Origin of the sequence: Frigoribacterium sp. Leaf172 (assembly GCF_001424285.1) — a bacterium.
GTDB lineage: Bacteria > Actinomycetota > Actinomycetes > Actinomycetales > Microbacteriaceae > Frigoribacterium.
Window position 1 is genome coordinate 445,218 of sequence record NZ_LMPB01000002.1, and the last position, 19,378, is coordinate 464,595.

Below are 19,378 nucleotides of genomic sequence, written 5' to 3' on the forward strand. Positions count from 1 at the left end.
TCTACTCGAGGTAGTCGCGGAGCGACTGCGATCGCGACGGGTGGCGCAGCTTGGCCATCGTCTTCGACTCGATCTGACGGATCCGCTCGCGGGTCACGCCGAAGGTGTCGCCGATCTGGTCGAGGGTCTTCGGCATGCCGTCGCCGAGTCCGAAGCGCATGCGGATCACGCCCGCCTCGCGCTCCGACAGGCTGTCGAGCAGCGACTCGAGCTGCTTCTGCAGCATCGTGAATCCCACGGCGTCGGCCGGGACGACCGCTTCGGTGTCCTCGATGAGGTCGCCGAACTCGCTGTCGCCGTCCTCACCGAGAGGCGTGTGCAGCGAGATGGGCTCTCGCCCGTACTTCTGCACCTCGACGACCTTCTCAGGCGTCATGTCGAGCTCGCGTGAGAGCTCTTCGGGAGTGGGCTCGCGTCCGAGGTCCTGCAGCATCTGACGCTGCACCCGAGCGAGCTTGTTGATGACCTCGACCATGTGGACGGGGATGCGGATCGTGCGGGCCTGATCGGCCATGGCGCGGGTGATGGCCTGACGGATCCACCAGGTGGCGTAGGTCGAGAACTTGAAGCCCTTGGTGTAGTCGAATTTCTCCACGGCCCGGATGAGGCCGAGGTTGCCTTCCTGGATGAGGTCCAGGAACTGCATGCCGCGCCCCGTGTAGCGCTTGGCCAGGCTGACCACGAGTCGGAGGTTGGCGCCGAGCAGGTGGCTCTTCGCGCGCTGACCGTCGCGGGCGACCCAGCGGAGCTCGCGCTCGAGCTCCTTGCTGAGCCCGGTGCTCGCGGCGAGCTTGTCCTCGGCGAAGAGTCCCGCCTCGATGCGCATCGCGAGCTCGACCTCCTCCGCGGCGTTCAGCAGGGCGACCTTGCCGATCTGCTTGAGGTAGTCCTTGACGGGGTCGGCCGTGGCTCCCGTGATGGTGGTCGAGTAGACCGGCATCTCGTCGTCGTCGTCCTGCGAGATGACGAGAGCTCCTGTGGGAAGGACCTCGGGTGCCTTGTCAGGGGTCTCGGCGTCGGCCTCGACGGCGACCTCGGGCGACTCGGCGTCGTCGTCGGCCGGTGCCTCGTCGGCCGCCTTGGCGGCTTTGGGCGCCGCCTTCTTGGCGGGGGCGCGCTTCGCAGGCGCCTTCTTGACGGGGGTCTCGACCGCGACCTCGGTCGTGTCGGTCGCAGTCTCGTCGGAGGCTGCGGTCGCTTTGCTGCGGGTAGCCATGCGATCACCTTTCACATCTCGTCGCTCGGTCCGGGCTCGACGCTCGTGGTCGAACGACCGGAACCGTCGAACCTCGACCGGCAGAGGATCGCGTCGGTCGATTTCGGGCAGTACTAGGACCCATGTCAAGTCTCGGAGCGAAGGCGGGCCTCAGCGAGGCGGTGACATCGGGGTACGAGAAACGAACGGGTCCGTGCTCCATTATTGCACGCCCTGAGGGGGCGCGCCGACCGGGGGCCTGACTCCGCGTCAGGGTCGGCGACCCCGCCTCGTCCGCCACCGGCGCATGACGGCGACCCAGATGGGGGCGACCTCGATCCCCTCCTCGCGGTGGAGTCCCGACCGGGTCCGGCGTCGCTCGACGACGAGGCCGATGACCCCGGCGCCGACGACCACGTACTGGACGAGGAAGGCCACGCGGAACGACTCGAAGGCGAACACGTCGCTGGCGGCCCCCGACGCGACGCGCGCCGCGTCCAACCGGTCGAGCACGACGCCGATGAGGAACATCATCACGAAGCTCGCCAGGAAGCCGCCCACGTTCACGATCCCGTTGGCCACCCCGAGGCTCCGCAGGGGGTTGAAGCTCCGTGCGAAGTCGAAGCCGATGATGGACCCCGGGCCGCCGACCCCCAGCACGATCACGAGCACGACGGCGATCCAGGGCGGCGGAGTCCCCGGCCAGGCCAGGACGACGGCCCAGACGACGCCCATGGCGGCGACTATGCCGAGGACGAGGTTCGACCGGCGCAGGGGGAACCTCGCGACGAGCAGACCCAGGATCGGCCCCGCCACGACCCCGGAGGCCACGAGGACGGCCAGCAGACCCGACGCCTCCCCCGATGACAGCCCGAGGCCCCCCACGAGGAACGGCACGCCCCACAGGAGGCTGAACACCGTGCCTGACGACTGCGTCACGAAATGCGACCAGAACCCGAGTCGGGTCCCCGGGCGGCGGGCGCTGTCGACGAGCTGGCGGCCCGCCGCCGCCCATGTGGTCGCCGTCGTCGGCGCCGCCGCCCCGTCGGGCGATTCCGAGACGAGCACGACGACGACGACCACCGCCACGACCGAGAGCGCGGCCGCGCTGACGAAGGCCGGCGACCAGCCCGCGCCGTGGAGGACGATCGACAGGGGCACGGCCGAGAGGATCTGCCCGAACTGCCCGATGTTGCCCGTCCACTGCGACACCTGGGGCAGGATCGGCCCGCGGAACCAGGACGGCAGGAGACGGATGACCGAGATGAACGTCATCGCGTCGCCGGCACCGACCAGCATGCGGCCCACGATGGCCATGCCGATCGCCGGCGGGGCGAAGGCGACCACGAGCTGGCCGGCGGCGAGCAGCACTCCGCCGGTGACGATGAGGGCCTTCGGCCCGACCTTGTCGAGCATCACGCCGACCGGGATCTGGAGCCCGGCGTACACGATCAGCTGGACGACGGCGAGGGTCGAGAGCGTCGACGCGGACACGTCGAAGAGCCCCCGCGCCTCGACGCCGGCGACTCCGAGCGACGACCGCTGCAGCACGGCGGAGATGTAGGCGAAGACGGCGGCGCCCCAGACGAGCCAGGCGCGGGACGAGTTCACCCGACGAATCTACCGTGGCGGACGGACGACGGTCAGCCCACCCCGGCACGGATCGAGGAGGTGCGGCTCAGTCCGTCGAGTCTCCGTCGCTGCGTCGGGCGAGGAACTTCTCGAGCTCCGCCGCGAGAGCGTCGGCGCTCGGCACACGGCCGTCCTGATCGGTCAGCGGCGACGGGAGGGGGTTCCCCTCCATGTACGTGTCGTGTCGCTCCTCGAGGGTGGAGACGAGTCTCGAGAGCTCCGTGTTGCCGTGCACCTGCTCCTCGACCTTGGCGAGGAACTCCCGCCCCTCCTCGCGCAGGCGGTCGGTCGGGAAGATGAGCCCGGTCGCGGCGCTGATGCTCGAGAGCGCCGCCACCGCGGCGTCCGGGAACTCCGTGTCGGCGAGGTAGTGGGGCACGAGCAGGACGAAGCCCGTCGTCGGGTGGCCGTCTCGACCGAGCCGGTGCTCGATGAGGTGCAGAGCGTTGGCGGGGGCCTGCGTGACGGGTTTCCAGACGGAGAGCGTCTCGATGAGGTCGACGCGGTTTCCGCTGACGGTGACCCCGATCGGCCGGGTGTGCGGAACGGGCATCGGGATGGCATGCACCCAGGTGGTGGTCGCCACCCGGTACCGCTCGACCAGCTGCACGACCGCGGCGGTGAAGCGGTTCCACTGGAAGTCGGGCTCGAAGCCCGACAGCAGGAGGAAGGGCTGACCGATGTCGTCGCTCATCAGGTGCAGCGACAGCCGAGCGACGGACACCTCGCTGATGTGATCCTGATCGAAGGTGAAGACGGGGCGGCGGGCGCGGTAGTCGAGCAGCTCGTCGGCGTCGAAGCTCGCGAGCAGGGTGTTGTCGAGGGAGTCCAGCATGTACTCGGCCAGCTGGCTCACGGCGGAGCCGGCGTCGGCGAAGCCCGTCAGGGCCGCGACGAGCGGCAGCCCGTCGGGGACGTTCGGGGCGTCGGCGGAGAGGTCGTAGAGTCCGGCAGGGTCGTGCATGACGTCCAGCCTAGGTACCGGCGACCCGAACCACGGCCCGTCGTCACGTGCCCTGAGCGAACAGAGCCGTGGATACCATCGGGGCATGACCGTTTCGATCCTGAATACCAGCACGACCGCAGCCACGGACATCGAGGGCGACGTCCTCGTCGTCGGCGTCCGCAAGACCACCACAGGACCCGAGCTCGTGCTCGACGTCGACGGCCTGTCGGACGTCCTGTCCTCGCTGGGCGTCACGGGCGCTCGCGATGAACTGGTGCGCCTGCCCGGATCGGCCGTGCGCGCCTCCTCGATCGCCCTCATCGGGATGGGGGACGCCGTCGACGCCGAGGCCGTCCGATACGCGGCCGGCTCGGCCGTCCGGCAGCTCACGGGCGTCGACCGCGTCGTGCTCGGTCTGCCCGTCGCCGGAGCGCACGAGGCGCTGGCCGCACTCGAGGGCGCGGCCATCGCCTCCTACGAGTTCGACGCGTTCCGCTCGACGTCCGCCTCCGAGTCGCGACGCCACGCGCGGGACATCGTGCTCGCCACGTCCGAGCCGGTCGACGCGTCGATCGTGAAGCGCGCCACGGCGATCGCGACCGCGGTGCACACGGTCCGCGACCTCTCGAACACGCCGCCCCAGCAGATGTTCCCCCAGGCCCTCGCGGACAAGGCGCTCTCACTCGCCGAGGGGACCGCGCTCGAGGTGACCGTGCTCGCCGAGGAGGAGCTCCTCGCCGGGGGCTTCGGAGGCATCCTCGGCGTCGGACAGGGATCGAGCCGTGGACCGCGTCTGGTGAAGGTCGAGTACAAGCCCGCCGGAGCCGCCAAGCACCTGGCCCTCGTGGGCAAGGGCATCACCTACGACACCGGCGGTCTCTCTCTGAAGCCGGCCGGCTCCATGCTCGGCATGAAGGACGACATGACCGGCGCGGCCACCGTCCTCGCCGTGATCGCAGCCGCCGCCGAGCTCGAGCTGGCCGTCCGCCTGACGGCGTGGCTGTGCATCGCGGAGAACATGCCGAGCGGCACGGCCATCCGGCCCGACGACGTCCTCACCATCCGAGGCGGCACGACCGTCGAGGTCACGAACACCGACGCCGAGGGCCGGCTCGTCATGGCCGACGGGCTCGTCGCCGCCAGCGAGGAGCAGCCCGATGCGATCATCGACGTGGCCACCCTCACGGGGGCGCAGGTGGTGGCCCTGGGGATGCGGACCGTGGGCGTCATGGGCAACGACGAGCTCGCATCGCGCGTCGTGGGGATCGCCGACTCCGTCGGCGAGACGTTCTGGCGCATGCCCCTGCCGGGCGAGCTGAAGGCCCGCCTCGCGTCGGACGTCGCCGACCTCGTGAACGCGACCCCCGGCAACACCGCGGCGGGGATGCTCCTCGCCGGCGTGTTCCTGAACGAGTTCGTGGGCGTCAAGGAGGGCACCGAGACGGCGCTCCCCTGGGTCCACCTCGACATCGCGGGCCCGTCCAACAACAAGGGCGGCGGCTACGGCTACACGGGCAAGGGTTCGACCGGTGTTTCCGTGAGAACCCTGCTAGAGCTGGCCTCCGAGTTTTCGGCCTCGTAGTAGGGTCGTGGAGGCGGGAGAATCCCGCAGAACACGGTCCCTGAACGCCGGCCGGACTCCACGACACGATGGAGGCCGTCGGGTGGTGCGTCGTCAAGACCATGACGACGCGCACCCGCCCGGCGCGGGGCACCTCCGAACGCACGAGGGAGTTGCTGGGTGTCGGAACAGAATTTTGACCTGGTCGTGCTCGGCGGCGGCAGCGGTGGATACGCTGCGGCGCTCCGGGCGACCGAGCTGGGGCTGAACGTCGCGCTCGTCGAGAAGGACAAGGTCGGCGGCACATGCCTCCACCGCGGCTGCATCCCGACGAAGGCGCTGCTGCACTCGGCAGAGGTCGCCGACGTGTCACGCGAGTCGGCGAAGTACGGCGTCCACACGGACTTCCACGGCATCGACATCCCGGCGGTGACGAGCTACCGCGAGGGCGTGGTGGCCAGCAAGTACAAGGGCCTCCAGGGGCTCTTGAAGGCCCGCAAGATCACGACGATCGAAGGCGAAGGTCGACTGACGTCCCCCTCGACCGTCCAGGTCGGCGAGACGACCCTCAAGGCGAAGAACATCGTCCTGGCCACGGGCTCGTACTCCCGGAGTCTGCCCGGTCTCGAGATCGGCGGGAAGGTCATCACCAGCGAGCAGGCCCTCGCCCTCGACCACGTCCCGAACAAGGTGGCCATCCTGGGTGGCGGCGTGATCGGCGTCGAGTTCGCCAGCGTCTGGAAGTCCTTCGGCGCCGAGGTCACCATCATCGAGGCCCTCCCCCACCTCGTCCCCAACGAGGAGGAGTCGATCAGCAAGCAGTTCGAACGCGCGTTCCGCAAGCGCGGCATCGAGTTCTCGCTGGGCGTCCGGTTCCAGAGCGTGACCCAGAACGACGACGGCGTCGTCGTCACCCTCGAAGACGGCAAGACCTTCGACGCCGACCTCCTCCTGGTGGCCGTGGGTCGGGGGCCGTCGACGGCCGGTCTCGGCTTCGAGGAGGCCGGGGTGACCGTCGACCGCGGCTTCGTCATCACGAACGAGCGTCTCGCGACCTCCGTCCCCGGCGTCTATGCCGTCGGCGACATCGTGCCCGGTCTGCAGCTCGCCCATCGCAGCTTCCAGCACGGCATCTTCGTCGCCGAGGAGATCGCCGGGCTCAAGCCCGTCGTCATCGAAGACGTCAACATCCCCAAGGTGACGTACTCCGACCCCGAGGTGGCCTCCGTCGGCCTCACCGAGGCGAAGGCCTCGGAGAAGTACGGCGGCGACAAGATCACGAGCTACGACTACAACCTGGCGGGCAACGGCAAGAGCCACATCATCGGCACCGCCGGATCCGTCAAGGTCGTCCGCGTCGTCGACGGTCCCGTCGTCGGGGTCCACATGATCGGCGCGCGCGTCGGCGAGCTCATCGGAGAGGCGCAGCTCGCCGTCAACTGGGAGGCCTACCCGGAGGACATCGCTCCCCTGGTCCATGCGCACCCCACTCAGAACGAGGCTCTCGGTGAGGCGATGCTGGCTCTGGCCGGCAAACCGCTTCACGCGATGTAGCCCCACCCGCACTTACACACACAAAGACACACAATGTCGTCAAAGGAGTCCCACGAATGAGCGAATCCGTCAACCTCCCGGCACTCGGTGAGAGCGTCACCGAGGGTACGGTCACCCGCTGGCTGAAGAACGTCGGTGACCGCGTCGAGGTCGACGAGCCGCTGCTCGAGGTCTCGACGGACAAGGTCGACACCGAGATCCCCTCGCCCGTCGCCGGAGTCATCGAAGAGATCCTCGTCCCCGAGGACGAGACCGTCGAGGTCGGAACCGCCCTGGTGCGCATCGGCGACGGCGGCTCCGACGCTCCCGCCGAGCCGGCCGCCGAGGATCAGGCCGAAGCACCGGAGTCGTCCGCGGAGACCGGCGACGACGCGGAGGAGGCAGAGCTCCCCTCGTCGGCTGCCCCCGCTCCCGGCGAGGACTCCGAGGCCTCGGCCCCCGAGCCGGCACCCGCCGCCGACCCCGCGCCTGCCGCCAGCCAGGCCGCGCCTCCGCAGGCCGCGCCGGCCGTCCCCGCCGCCGCTCCTTCGGCCCCGGTCGCTCCGGCGGCCGCCGCTCCCGCTCCGGCCGCGGCTCCCGCCGCCGCTGCTCCGGCCGCCGCAGCGGCACCGGCTGCTCCGGCTCCGGCTGCCGACTCCAACGCGACGGCCGGCTACGTGACGCCGCTCGTCCGCAAGCTCGCCAACGAGAAGGGCGTCGATCTGTCGAGCATCTCGGGCAGCGGCGTCGGTGGACGCATCCGCAAGGAGGACGTCCTCTCCGCCGCGGAGGCCGCCGCGAAGACGACGGAGGCGCCATCCGCAGCCGCTGCTCCCGCCCCCCTCGAGATCTCGCCCCTGCGCGGCACGACCGTCCCGATGACGCGCCTCCGCAAGGTCGTCGCCGAACGGGCCGTCCAGTCCATGCAGGCCATGGCGCAGCTGACGAGCGTCGTCGAGGTCGACGTCACCAAGGTGGCCTCGTTCCGTGACGCCAACAAGGCGGCGTTCCTCGAGAAGACGGGCAACAAGCTCTCGTTCCTGCCGTTCTTCACCCTCGCTGCGGCGGAGGCCCTCCAGGCCCACCCGAAGCTCAACGCGACCGTCGACGGCGACTCCATCGTCTACCCGGATCACGAGAACATCAGCATGGCCGTCGACACCGAGCGCGGTCTGCTCACGCCGGTCATCAAGAACGCCGCAGACCTCGACCTGGCCGGCATCGCCGGTCAGATCGCCGATCTCGCTCAGCGGACGCGCGACAACAAGCTGAAGCCCGACGAGCTCGCGGGCGGCACCTTCACCGTCACCAACACCGGGTCGCGCGGAGCGCTCTTCGACACTCCCGTCGTGTTCCTGCCCCAGGTGGCGATCCTCGGCACCGGGATCGTGGTCAAGCGCCCCGTGGTCATCAAGGCCGACGGCGGTGAGGCCATCGCCATCCGCTCGATGGTCTACCTGGCCCTGTCGTACGACCACCGCATCGTGGACGGCGCGGACGCCGCGAGGTTCCTCGTAGCGGTCAAGGACCGCCTCGAGGCGGGCGACTTCACGGCGAAGCTAGGCATCTGAGTCCGGCCCGTCACCGACGGGCTGTGATCTCGCGGAGCCGCCAACCGGCCTCGGTCCTCACCACGAGGACCGAGGCCGGTTCGTCGTCTCCGGTGGTCGCCGTGAAGAGCACGCTCTCCCCCAGTCGCTGCGTCTCGGCGCCCAGCCGGATCGGCACGATGACCCCCTCCGTGGCGCCCGGGTCCCGGAGCAGCACGGCGTCCCGATCCTCGAGGGGTGAGCCCGCGTGGTCCACGGCCGCGAGACAGGAGGGCGTGACGTCTCTCAGGCACCGGGCCCGCGCCTCCAGCAGGAGGCCCGCTGCCGCGGCGGCGTCGTCACCGCGGATGACCTGATCGACGCCCGTCGGGTCTCGCGGCGACTCGTCGGGCACGGAGGTCGCCTCGGTCTCCGGCGGCTCCTCGGCGCCCGGCGTCGTCGGCGACGGAGCCGTCGACGAGGAGGATGCCGCCGGCTCACCGCCGGCGGGTCCTTCCGCGAGGTTCAGAGCCGCCACCGCACCGACCGAGACGACCAGGGTCGCCGCCACCACCCGGAACCGGGGCCGGATGCCTCGCAGCCGCTCACGGAGGGTCGTCGAGCTGCGAGAGACCCACCAGGCGGCGGCTCGCTCCACCAACGCGCTCTCGGGAAGCAAGGACGCCCAGGCCGGCAGGGCGCCCTCGGGCTCCGCTGGACTCCCCGTCGCCGGCCGCCGGTCGATCTCGCCGAAGACGGTCGGGAGGGGCTGCGGAGCCCCGAGATCATGGGCCCACTCGAAGAGCTCCTCGGGGGTGCTCGGTGGCGTGCCGCCCCCGGGGCGCCCATCGAGCTGCTCGGCGACGAGAGCCCACAGGTCGCTCACCGCAGGATGCTCGCGATCGGGCGACCGCACGACGATGCCCCGACTCAGCCCGAGGAGCACGGGCGCCCCGCGATCATCGATGGCGACATCGCTCGCCGACAGGCCCGCGGGCACGATGCCGCGGGACGCCAGGTGAGCGAGCGCCGAGGCCAACGGCACCACGAGCGTCACGGCCTCGCCGCGTTCGACGACCCCGCGCCCGGCCAGCCAGCCGTCGAGCCGGACCGGGGGCGCGCCCCGCGTGACCACCACGACCCTCCCCTCGTCGTGGAACACGTCCAGGATCTCGGCGACGTGCGGATGCTCGGCCGACCCGAGCACCGCGGCCTCGACGAGCGCCTCTCGGGCGGACGCCGGGGAGGCGCGGAGCAGGACCGCCTCACCGGAGCCGGTGACCGACGTCCACCACTCGGACGGGGCCGGTCCGTCGACCTCTCGAGCCTCGTAGGGCCCCACGGTGGTCGTCGACATGGCTCGATCCTGGGCCTCCGCGATGACGAGCCGCGCTCTCCGGCACGGCATCTGGGGATCCTCGAGCCTGCGACGTGACCGGGGAGGACTCATGACGGCGGACGACCCCGTATCCTGTGTTCATGGCACGACGTAAGTCTTCGGAGAACACGACCCCGAAACCGCCCAAGGAACCGGGCCGTTTCAAGCAGATGTGGCAGGTCTTCCAGATGACCCGCCGGATCGACAAGACGGCTCTGCCCGTGATGCTGGCGGTGCTGATCCTCCCCATCCTCCTGGGCGTGGTCGCGGGCCTCTTCCTGTCCGAGGGCAGCATCCTGGCGCTCGTCCTCTACATCGTCGTGGGCGTCATGCTCGGCATCCTCCTGCTGCTGATCGTGCTCGGCCGTCGTGCCGAGCGCGCCGCCTACTCGCAGATCGAAGGCCAGCCGGGCGCCGTCGGCGCGGTCATGAAGAGCGGCCTCCGCCGAGCATGGCGTGCCAACGAGATGCCCGTCGCCGTGCAGGGTCGCAGCCAGGCCGCCGTCTACCGTGCCGTCGGCAAGCCGGGTGTCGTCCTGATCGCCGAGGGTGCCGCCGGTCAGACGAAGCGCCTCGTCGACGAGGAGCGTCGCAAGGTGGCGAGGGTCCTCCCGAACGTGCCGATCACGGTCCTGCACGTCGGCCCGGACAGCGATGCGATCCCGCTGCACAAGCTCGCCGGTCGCATGAACAAGCTCAAGAAGGCCATCAACCGCAACGAGGTGCTCGCCGTCGGCAACCGCCTCCAGTCACTGGGTCAGAACGGTCTCCCGATCCCCAAGGGCGTGGACCCGTTCAAGGTGCGCGCCGGTCGACCCCGCTGACCTGCGCATCCCGTTCGGGTCGCACCGCCGCTCTCCCCGGAGGCGGCGGTGTCGTCTCTCCCCCGGTCAGACCCGCACGAGGATCGTGCCCGCGATCCGATCGTGCAGGCCTCGCTGATCCAGATCGAAGACGACCGCGGGGATGACGAGCGCCACGAGAACGGTGCGGACGATCGGACGCCAGACCCCGAGGTAGCCCCCGGCCATCCGGACGACGCGCATCCGCAGAATCAGATGTCCGATGGTGCCTCCGAGAGTCACCAGGAACACGATCTGCACGACGACGAAGACCAGCGTGATGGCGATCCCCTCGCCGCCGAAGAACGCGAAGGCGACGACGTAGGCCAGGGCCCAGTCGATGGCGATGGCGGCGACGCGACGGCCGAGTCGCGCCACGGACCGGGGTCCGTGCTCGGGGAGGCCGAGTCGACGACCGGGCCAGGCCTGCGGGCCCTGCCCCGCGCCTCCGGCCGGGTCGTGACCGTTCGACGGGGTGCGGGGCGTCTGGGGCATGCCCCGAGCCTACCGATCGGCGCAGCCGTAACATGCCGGAAACATTGAGGACACTACGTCGAAACGGCCCCTCAATAGCCTCGTCTGAGGCTGCAGCCGTGGCCTGTCCGTTCCAGCCAAGCCCATTGGAGAGACATCTCGTATGTTCACTGATTCTTCCGAGGTGCTGAAGTTCATCAAGGACACCGACGTCAAGTTCCTTGATATCCGCTTCACCGATCTTCCCGGTGTCCAGCAGCACTTCAACATCCCCGCCTCCACGGTCGACGAGGAGTTCTTCTCCGTCGGACAGCTCTTCGATGGATCGTCCATCCGTGGCTTCGCCTCGATCCACGAGTCGGACATGCAGCTCATCCCGGACGTCACCACCGGCTACGTCGACCCGTTCCGTGCCGAGCGCACGCTCATCCTCGTGTTCGACATCTTCAACCCGCGCAACGGCGAGCTCTACAGCCGCGACCCCCGACAGGTCGCCAAGAAGGCCGAGAAGTACCTCGCGTCGACCGGCATCGCCGACACCGCGTTCTTCGCCCCCGAAGCCGAGTTCTACATCTTCGACGACGTCCGCTACGAGGTGAAGCAGAACGCCAGCTTCTACAGCGTCGACAGCGAAGAGGGCGCCTGGAACACCGGCCGCGTCGAAGAGGGCGGCAACCTCGCCAACAAGACCGCGTACAAGGGCGGCTACTTCCCCGTCAGCCCGGTCGACAAGACTGCGGACCTCCGCGACGACATCAGCCTCAAGCTGATCGACGCGGGCCTCGAGCTCGAGCGCGCGCACCACGAGGTGGGCACCGGCGGTCAGCAGGAGATCAACTACAAGTTCGACACGATGGTCCACGCGGCGGACGACATCCTGAAGTTCAAGTACATCGTCAAGAACACCGCCGAGCTCTGGGGCAAGGTCGCGACCTTCATGCCGAAGCCGCTGTTCGGCGACAACGGCTCGGGCATGCACACGCACCAGTCGCTGTGGAGCGAGGGCAAGCCCCTCTTCTACGACGAGAACGGCTACGGCGGTCTCTCCGATCTCGCCCGCTGGTACATCGGCGGTCTGCTGAAGCACGCTCCCGCCGTCCTGGCCTTCACGAACCCGTCGATCAACTCGTACCACCGTCTGATCCCGGGCTTCGAGGCTCCCGTCAACCTCGTCTACTCGGCCGGCAACCGCTCGGCTGCGATCCGGATCCCGATCACGGGCACGAACCCGAAGGCCAAGCGCATCGAGTTCCGCGTACCGGACGCCGCCTCGAACCCGTACCTGGCGTTCGCCGCGCAGCTGATGGCCGGTCTCGACGGGATCCAGAACCGCATCGAGCCGCACGAGCCGGTCGACAAGGACCTCTACGAACTCCCCCCGGAGGAAGCCAAGAACATCCCCCAGGTCCCCGCGTCGCTCGACGGTGCGCTCGACGCACTCGAGGCCGACCACGAGTTCCTCACCAAGGGCAACGTCTTCACCGAGGACCTCATCGAGACCTGGATCGCGTACAAGCGCGAGAAGGAGATCCTCCCGATGGCCCAGCGCCCCCACCCGTTCGAGTTCGAGCTGTACTTCGGCGTCTGACCCGGACAGGTCTCACGAGGCCCGTGCCCCCCAGGGGTGCGGGCCTCGTGGCTTTCCCCGCACACGTTCTCACCGGGCCCCCACGGTCGCGAGGTGCGCGCCGGGCGCCGTGCGCGAGCGAACCCGCCGTGCACGAGCGGACCCGATTCAGCCAGTAGGCTCGGGGGTCTCGTCGAGTCCGTAGAAGCCGCGCTCGAAGACCGCACGGGAGCGCCTCGTGGCGGCCAGGTAGTCCTCTTCGAGGCGCGTCGCCGACCCCGGCGGGTACTCCATCAGTCGAGCCACGCCCTCGAGGAGGCGCCGGTCCGTCGGCAGGACGTCGGACGTCCGGGATGTCCACAGCACGACGGCCGACCGAGCGCGTGACGCGATCGTCCAGGCGTCATGGAGCTTCTGCGCATCGTCGTCCGTCAGGAGACCGGCCTCCGCTGCGGCGGCGAGGGCGTCGAGGGTCGACGGCGTCCGCAGCCCCGGCACCTCGTGGGCGTGCTGGAGCTGGAGGAGCTGGACGTACCATTCGACGTCGCTGAGCGAACCGCGCCCGAGCTTGAGATGACGAGACGGCTCGGCGCCTTTCGGAAGTCGTTCCGCTTCGACCCGGGCCTTGATGCGCTTGACCTCGCGCACCTCCTGCTCGGAGATCGCGGTGGGGTACCGGACGTCGTCGGCCAACGCCATGAAGTCGGACGCCAGCGAGTCGTCGCCGGCGACCGCGCGGGCGCGGAGAAGCGACTGGGCCTCCCAGGTCAGCGACCAGCGGGCGTAGTAGGCGCGGTAGGAGGACAGCGATCGGGCGACGGTGCCGTTCTTGCCCTCCGGTCGCAGACCCGTGTCGAGGTCGAGGGGTACGAGGGCATCGGAGGTCAGCCGGTTCATCTCGCTCACCACGGCCAGGGCCCGGCGGTGCGCCGAGCCATCGTGGTCGTCGGGGGCACGGTAGACGAAGAGCACATCGGCATCGGACCCGAACCCGAGCTCCTCACCGCCGTATCGCCCCATCGCGATGACGGCGAACTCGAGATCGCCGGCGTCGCGCCGAGCGAGGGCCAGCGCGCCGGAGATCGCGGCGGTCGTCACCGCCGACAGCCCGCGGGCGAGCTCGTCGATGCTGAGCAGGCCGAGGATGCCGCCCATCGCCAGACGGAGGATCTCCCGTCGACGCGACTGGCGGAGGACGGCCGCGGCGGCGTCGACGCCCGAGTGGCGCGCGACGGTGGCCTCGGCCTCGGCGAGGAGCGTGCCGAGCGCTCGAGGTCGCAGCTCGTGGTCGTTCTCGAACCAGGCCGCGGCCTCGGGGATGCGGTCGAGGAGATCGGCCACGAACCGCGAGTTCGACAGGACGGTGGTCAGCCGATGAGCAGCCCCGGAGGAGTCCCGCAGCATGCGCAGGAACCAGTACGACTCGCCGAGTCCGTCGCTCAGGCGTCGGAACGCGAGCAGCCCCAGGTCGGGGTCGGTGCCGTCGGCGAACCATTGCAGCATGGCCGGCAGCAGGTGACGCTGGATGCTCGCGCGCCGGGACACCCCCGCGGTCAGGGCGGCGATGTGCCCGAGGGCCCCGCGCGGGTCGACGAAGCCGATGACGGCGAGGCGCGCCGCGGCCTGGTCGCTGCTGAGCCCGAGCTCCTCCTCCGGTCTCGCGGCGACGGCCGATAGGAGGGGCCGGTAGAAGAGTCGCTCGTGGAGGGTCCTGACCCGCCGCCGGACGTCGTGCCACGTGCTCACGAGGTCGCCGGCCGTGGCGCCGAGGCGGGTCGATCTCGCCAGCACGCGCAGCTCGCCCTCGTCGACGGGCATGAGATGGGTCCGTCGCAGCTTCGAGAGCTGGATGCGGTGCTCGAGGAGACGGAGGAGGCGGTAGTCGCGATCGAACTCGGCCGCCTCGGCACGACCGACGTACCCGCGCCGGGCGAGCGCGCCCAGGGCGTCGAGGGTGGCCCTCTGACGGACGTTCTCGTCGGCCTGACCGTGCACGAGCTGCAGGAGCTGGATCGTGAACTCGATGTCGCGCAGTCCGCCCGGGCCGAGCTTCAGCTGGCGGTCGACCTCGTCGGCCGGGATGAGATCGGTCACCCGTTCGCGCATGCGCTGCACGGACTCGACGAAGTTCTCGCGCGAGGCCGCCGCCCAGACGAACGGGGCGATCCGCTCGACGTAGCGGTCGCCGAGCTCGCGGTCGCCGGCGAGAGGACGGGCCTTGAGCAGGGCCTGGAACTCCCAGCCCTTGGCCCACCGCTCGTAGTAGGCGATGTGCGATTCGAGGGTCCGGACGAGGGCGCCGGCCTGCCCCTCGGGGCGGAGGTTCGCATCGACCTCCCACAGCTCGGTCTCGAGGGAGAGCTCGGAGACCGCTCGCACGGTGTGGACGGCGAGGCGGGTGGCGATCTCGACGGCGCGGCCGTTCTCGAGCCCGTCCGCCCCCTGCGCGACGTAGACGACGTCGACGTCGCTGAGGTAGTTCAGCTCTCTCGCACCGGCCTTGCCCATCCCGATGATCGCCAATCGCGTCCGTTCGACGTCCTCGGCGGGGAAGGCGACCTCCCGACGGGCGATGCCGAGCGCCGCCTCGAGGGCAGCGCCCGCGAGGTCGGCCAGCGCCGTGGCCACGAGGGGCATCACGGCGAGAGGGTCGGGTGCGTCGAGGTCGTACGACGCGAGCTGGAGCAGGTTCCGCCGGTATCGCACCCGCAGGGCGACCCGCGCCTCGTCACCCACCCGGTCGCCGACGGCCTCCTGCAGGTCGGCGACGTACTCCGCTTCGGACGGCGGCTGCGTCAGGGAGGCGCGGAGCGCCTCCGACTCGGCCGGTCGTCGGACGAGGAAGTCGGCGAGCCCCGAGGAGGCGCCCAGCACCACGACGAGGCGGGGACCGAAGCCGTCCGCCAGCAGGGACTCGACCGTCGGCCGATCGCGGTCGATCAGACGATCGAGGTGGAGCAGTGCCGCGTCGGGATCCGGGCATGCCGCGAACGAGGGCAGGAGCACCTCGACGGCCGGTGTCGACACGGCGAGCTCGGCGAGGCGGTCGCGCGCCTCGCCGAGCCGGGAGAACCCGAGTCGAGCCAGCTCGGACAGAGCCGCGGCGGGACGGGGCATGGGTCGTGTGCTCAGAGCATCTCGAGGTTCGAGCGCAGCTCGAACGGCGTCACCTGAGCCCGGTAGGCCTTCCACTCCTGACGCTTGTTGAGCAGGACGTAGTTGAAGACCTGCTCCCCCAGCGTCTCGGCGACGAGCTCGCTGTCCTCCATGATGGACAGCGCGTGGTCGAGACTCGCCGGCAGCTGCCTGTACCCGAGGGCGCGACGCTCGGCGTCGCTCATGCCCCAGACGTTGTCCTCCGCCTCGGCGGGCAGCTCGTAGCCCTCCTCGATGCCCTTGAGGCCGGCGGCCAGCATGAGCGAGAAGGCGAGGTAGGGGTTCGCCGCCGAGTCGATGGCGCGGTACTCGACCCGGCTCGAGTTGCCCTTGTTCGGCTTGTAGAGAGGGACCCGGACGAGAGCCGACCGGTTGTTGTGGCCCCAGGTGACGAAGCTCGGGGCCTCGTCGCCGCCCCAGAGGCGCTTGTAGCTGTTGACGAACTGGTTGGTGACGGCCGTGATCTCGGGAGCGTGCTTCAACAGACCGGCGATGAACTGGCGCCCGATGGTCGAGAGCTGGTACTCGGCGCCGGCCTCGTAGAACGCGTTCGAGTCGCCCTCGAAGAGCGACATGTGGGTGTGCATGCCCGAACCGGGGTGCTGACTGAACGGTTTGGGCATGAACGTGGCGTAGACGCCCTGCTCGATGGCGACCTCTTTGATGACCGTCCGGAAGGTCATGATGTTGTCGGCGGTCGTCAGCGCGTCCGCGTAGCGCAGATCGATCTCGTTCTGCCCGGGGCCGGCCTCGTGGTGGCTGAACTCGACCGAGATGCCGAGGTCTTCCAGCATGCGGACCGAGCGGCGACGGAAGTCGTGCGCCGTGCCTCCGGGGACGTTGTCGAAGTACCCGGCGGAGTCCACCGGCTGAGGACCGTCATCGCCGACCTGCGCGCTCTTCAGGAGGTAGAACTCGACCTCGGGATGCGTGTAGAACGTGAAGCCCCGATCGCCGGCCCGGGCCAGGGTGCGCTTGAGGACGTTGCGCGGGTCCGCCACGGCGGGCTGGCCGTCGGGTGTCGTGATGTCGCAGAACATCCGGGCGGTGGGGTCGATCTCACCACGCCACGGCAGGATCTGGAACGTGGTGGGGTCGGGCTGCGCCAGCACGTCGGCCTCGTACGAGCGGGTGAGGCCCTCGATGGCGGATCCGTCGAAGCCGATGCCCTCGGCGAAGGCCCCCTCGACCTCGGCGGGCGCGATGGCCACCGACTTGAGGGTGCCGATCACGTCGGTGAACCAGAGGCGGATGAACTTGATGCCGCGCTCTTCGATCGTTCGAAGAACGAAGTCTCTCTGCTTGTCCATTCACGGCCTTTCTGCTCGCCGTCCAGGCTAGTGGACGCACCGGGTGTCGCGAGGGTCGCCGCTCCGGCGGGGATCAGTCGTCGGCGGCGTCCTCGGCATCGAGACGCGCGTTGCGGGCCTTGATGGTCTCGATGGCCTTCGCCGCCTCGTCGCGCGTGGCGTACGGGCCGGCACGGTCGACAGCGGGCGACACCTTGCCCTCTTCGACCTCGTGCGTCTTCGTGTTGAACCAGAACTCAGCCATGCGGGAAGGCTACCGCCCGCCGGCCGGAGCCGCCCGGAGACGCCGTCAGCGGCGCGGAGGCGCCACGGGCGCGGGCCGACGGCCCGGTGCTCGACGGGCGAGCAGCGACGAGACGAGCGGCGAGAGCAGCATCACGAGGATCCCGGCGATGATGACGAGCGAGCCCACGACCATGAGGGCGATGACGATGGCGACCATGTCGTCGATTCTCGCCTGTCGACGGGACCACGGCAAGCGGACGCGCCCGCCCGACGACGCGCCCCCTAAGCTGGTCGACATGCCCCGGGACCTCGACGGAACACTGACTCCGGGCCGGATCTCAGCGCAGCGTCCGGTCCCCGCGTCCATCCCCCGACCCGAGTACGTCGGCCGGAAGGCACCGAGCCCCTACACGGGCGGCGACGTGTACGACGCCGAGACCGTCGAGCTGATCAGGGCGAGCGGGCGCATCGCCTCGCAGGCCATCGACGCGGTCGAGGCGGCGATCCGCCCCGGCGTCACGACCGACGAGCTCGATCGCGTGGCCCACGAGTTCGTCGTCTCGCACGACGCCTACCCGTCGACCCTCGGCTACCGGGGGTTCCCGAAGTCGATCTGCACCTCGGTGAACGAGGTGATCTGCCACGGCATCCCCGACGACACCGAGTTGGTCGACGGCGATCTGATCAACATCGACATCACCGCCTTCGCCCACGGCGTGCACGGCGACCTGAACCGCACCTTCGTCGTCGGCGAGGGCGCGCCGGCGACCGTCGACCTCGTGGATCGCACTCGCGAGGCCCTCCGCCGCGGCATCAAGGCGGTCGCGCCGGGCCGCGAGGTCAACGTGATCGGTCGGGCCATCGAGTCGTACGCGAAGCGCTTCGGCTACGGCGTCGTCCGCGACTACACCGGCCACGGCGTCGGTCGGGCCTTCCACTCGGGCCTGATCATCCCCCACTACGACGCGCCCCGGTACGACGACGTCATGGAGGTCGGGATGGTCTTCACGATCGAGCCCATGCTGACCCTCGGGGGCATCGACGCCGACATCTGGTCCGACGACTGGACGGTCACGACCCGCGACAAGAGCCTCACCGCGCAGTTCGAGCACACGCTCGTCGTCACCGAACGCGGTGCCGACATCCTCACCCTGAGCTGACGCTCACCCCTCCACCCCCGGAAAGGAACCACCCGTGTCACAGAAGGCAGTGGGCATCGACATCGGCGGCACCGGCATCAAGGGGGCCATCGTCGACCTCGAGTCCGGCGAGCTCCTCACCGACCGCATCAAGAAGCCCACCCCCGCCGGCGGTGAGCCCGACGACATCGTCGCCGTGGTCAAGCAGATCGTCGACGAGCTCGGGGTCGACGACGACGCCATGCCGGTGGGCGTGTGCTTCCCCGCGGCGATCATGGACGGCACCACCCTGTCGGCGGCCAACGTGTCGAAGAAGTGGATCGGCTTCGAGGCCGAGAAGCTCTTCGAGACCACCCTCGGCCGGGACATCCACTTCGTCAACGACGCCGACGCCGCCGGTTACGCCGAGACCCGTTTCGGCGCCGCCCGCGGAGTCAAGGGCCTCGTCATCATGACGACCCTCGGGACCGGCATCGGGACGGCGCTGATCAACGACGGCGTGCTGATCGTCAACGCCGAGCTCGGACACCTCGAGATCGGCGGCAAGGACTACGAGACGAAGGCCTCGTTCGCCGCCAAGGAGCGCGACGAGCTCACCTGGAAGCACTGGGCCAAGCGCCTCCAGAAGTACTACTCGCACCTCGAGGCCCTGCTCTACCCCCGACTGATCATCGTCGGCGGCGGCGTCTCGAAGCACCACGAGGAGTTCCTGCCGCTTCTCGACCTCCGGGCCGAGATCGTCCCGGCGACGCTGCGCAACAACGCCGGCATCATGGGAGCCGCGGCTCTGGCCGCCTCGTCGAACCCGGTCGGCTGACGATCGGGCGCACCGCCCACGACGCGAGAACACCCTGCTGCCGGAGGCGCGCCTCCTGCAGCAGGGTGTTCTCG

Annotated in this window: 16 protein-coding genes; 7 read left to right on the forward strand and 9 right to left on the reverse strand. The window is 69.8% G+C overall.

The annotated features are described in order from the left end of the window. Position 1 precedes the first annotated feature (1 nt). From ASF89_RS08375 to ASF89_RS08385, 3 genes are all read right to left on the reverse strand, one after another. Entirely contained in the window at positions 2-1,216 is a 1,215-nt protein-coding gene (locus ASF89_RS08375; RefSeq protein ID WP_055797169.1) for an RNA polymerase sigma factor, read from the reverse strand. A 249-nt stretch (positions 1,217-1,465) separates the two neighbouring features. Continuing rightward, entirely contained in the window at positions 1,466-2,806 is a 1,341-nt protein-coding gene (locus tag ASF89_RS08380) for a nitrate/nitrite transporter (RefSeq protein ID WP_055813750.1), read from the reverse strand. 67 nt (positions 2,807-2,873) lie between these two features. After that, entirely contained in the window at positions 2,874-3,791 is a 918-nt protein-coding gene (locus ASF89_RS08385) for a proteasome assembly chaperone family protein (RefSeq protein WP_055797163.1), read from the reverse strand. An 85-nt stretch (positions 3,792-3,876) separates the two neighbouring features. Between ASF89_RS08385 and ASF89_RS08390 the strand changes: the two genes are divergently transcribed. The 3 genes from ASF89_RS08390 (at position 3,877) to sucB (ending at position 8,438) form a co-directional block, all read left to right on the forward strand. Then, positions 3,877-5,355 carry a leucyl aminopeptidase gene (locus ASF89_RS08390; protein WP_055813755.1) on the forward strand — a complete coding sequence of 493 codons (1,479 nt, stop codon included), beginning with the start codon at positions 3,877-3,879 and terminating at the stop codon, positions 5,353-5,355. A gap of 159 nt (positions 5,356-5,514) precedes the next feature. Then, positions 5,515-6,888 (forward strand): dihydrolipoyl dehydrogenase, encoded by a 1,374-nt coding sequence (gene lpdA, locus ASF89_RS08395; RefSeq protein WP_055813759.1) that lies wholly within the window; start codon positions 5,515-5,517, stop codon positions 6,886-6,888. A gap of 56 nt (positions 6,889-6,944) precedes the next feature. Then, entirely contained in the window at positions 6,945-8,438 is a 1,494-nt protein-coding gene (sucB, locus tag ASF89_RS08400; protein ID WP_055813762.1) for a 2-oxoglutarate dehydrogenase, E2 component, dihydrolipoamide succinyltransferase, read from the forward strand. 10 nt (positions 8,439-8,448) lie between these two features. Here sucB and ASF89_RS08405 read toward each other — a convergent pair whose 3' ends face one another. Continuing rightward, positions 8,449-9,753 (reverse strand): hypothetical protein, encoded by a 1,305-nt coding sequence (locus ASF89_RS08405; protein WP_055813765.1) that lies wholly within the window; start codon positions 9,751-9,753, stop codon positions 8,449-8,451. A gap of 122 nt (positions 9,754-9,875) precedes the next feature. Here ASF89_RS08405 and ASF89_RS08410 point away from each other — a divergent pair, with 122 nt between their 5' ends. After that, positions 9,876-10,598 (forward strand): DUF4191 domain-containing protein, encoded by a 723-nt coding sequence (locus ASF89_RS08410; protein WP_055798414.1) that lies wholly within the window; start codon positions 9,876-9,878, stop codon positions 10,596-10,598. Between the two features lie 66 nt (positions 10,599-10,664). Here the strand turns inward: ASF89_RS08410 and ASF89_RS08415 are convergent, their stop codons facing one another. Beyond that, complete coding sequence (locus ASF89_RS08415) at positions 10,665-11,111, reverse strand: RDD family protein (protein ID WP_055813767.1); 447 nt, start codon at positions 11,109-11,111, stop codon at positions 10,665-10,667. Between the two features lie 142 nt (positions 11,112-11,253). On the opposite strand from ASF89_RS08415, the gene glnA reads away from it, so the two are divergent. After that, complete coding sequence (glnA, locus tag ASF89_RS08420) at positions 11,254-12,678, forward strand: type I glutamate--ammonia ligase (protein ID WP_055797142.1); 1,425 nt, start codon at positions 11,254-11,256, stop codon at positions 12,676-12,678. Between the two features lie 147 nt (positions 12,679-12,825). Here glnA and ASF89_RS08425 read toward each other — a convergent pair whose 3' ends face one another. From ASF89_RS08425 to ASF89_RS15695, 4 genes are all read right to left on the reverse strand, one after another. Then, positions 12,826-15,774 (reverse strand): bifunctional [glutamine synthetase] adenylyltransferase/[glutamine synthetase]-adenylyl-L-tyrosine phosphorylase, encoded by a 2,949-nt coding sequence (locus tag ASF89_RS08425; RefSeq protein WP_055813770.1) that lies wholly within the window; start codon positions 15,772-15,774, stop codon positions 12,826-12,828. Positions 15,775-15,785: 11 nt separating this feature from the next. Further along, positions 15,786-17,123, reverse strand: a complete 1,338-nt coding sequence (locus ASF89_RS08430) for a glutamine synthetase family protein (protein ID WP_055797135.1) — start codon at positions 17,121-17,123, stop codon at positions 15,786-15,788. A gap of 73 nt (positions 17,124-17,196) precedes the next feature. Next, positions 17,197-17,367 carry an SPOR domain-containing protein gene (locus tag ASF89_RS15690; protein WP_156357335.1) on the reverse strand — a complete coding sequence of 57 codons (171 nt, stop codon included), beginning with the start codon at positions 17,365-17,367 and terminating at the stop codon, positions 17,197-17,199. 45 nt (positions 17,368-17,412) lie between these two features. Beyond that, complete coding sequence (locus tag ASF89_RS15695) at positions 17,413-17,565, reverse strand: hypothetical protein (protein ID WP_156357334.1); 153 nt, start codon at positions 17,563-17,565, stop codon at positions 17,413-17,415. Between the two features lie 79 nt (positions 17,566-17,644). On the opposite strand from ASF89_RS15695, the gene map reads away from it, so the two are divergent. Together map and ppgK are read left to right on the forward strand one after the other, a co-directional pair. Beyond that, the gene (gene map, locus ASF89_RS08435; protein WP_055797132.1) at positions 17,645-18,508 is read left to right on the forward strand and encodes a type I methionyl aminopeptidase; all 864 of its coding nucleotides are present in this window, start codon (positions 17,645-17,647) and stop codon (positions 18,506-18,508) included. Between the two features lie 34 nt (positions 18,509-18,542). Beyond that, entirely contained in the window at positions 18,543-19,304 is a 762-nt protein-coding gene (gene ppgK / locus ASF89_RS08440; protein WP_055797129.1) for a polyphosphate--glucose phosphotransferase, read from the forward strand. Positions 19,305-19,378: the final 74 nt, after the last annotated feature.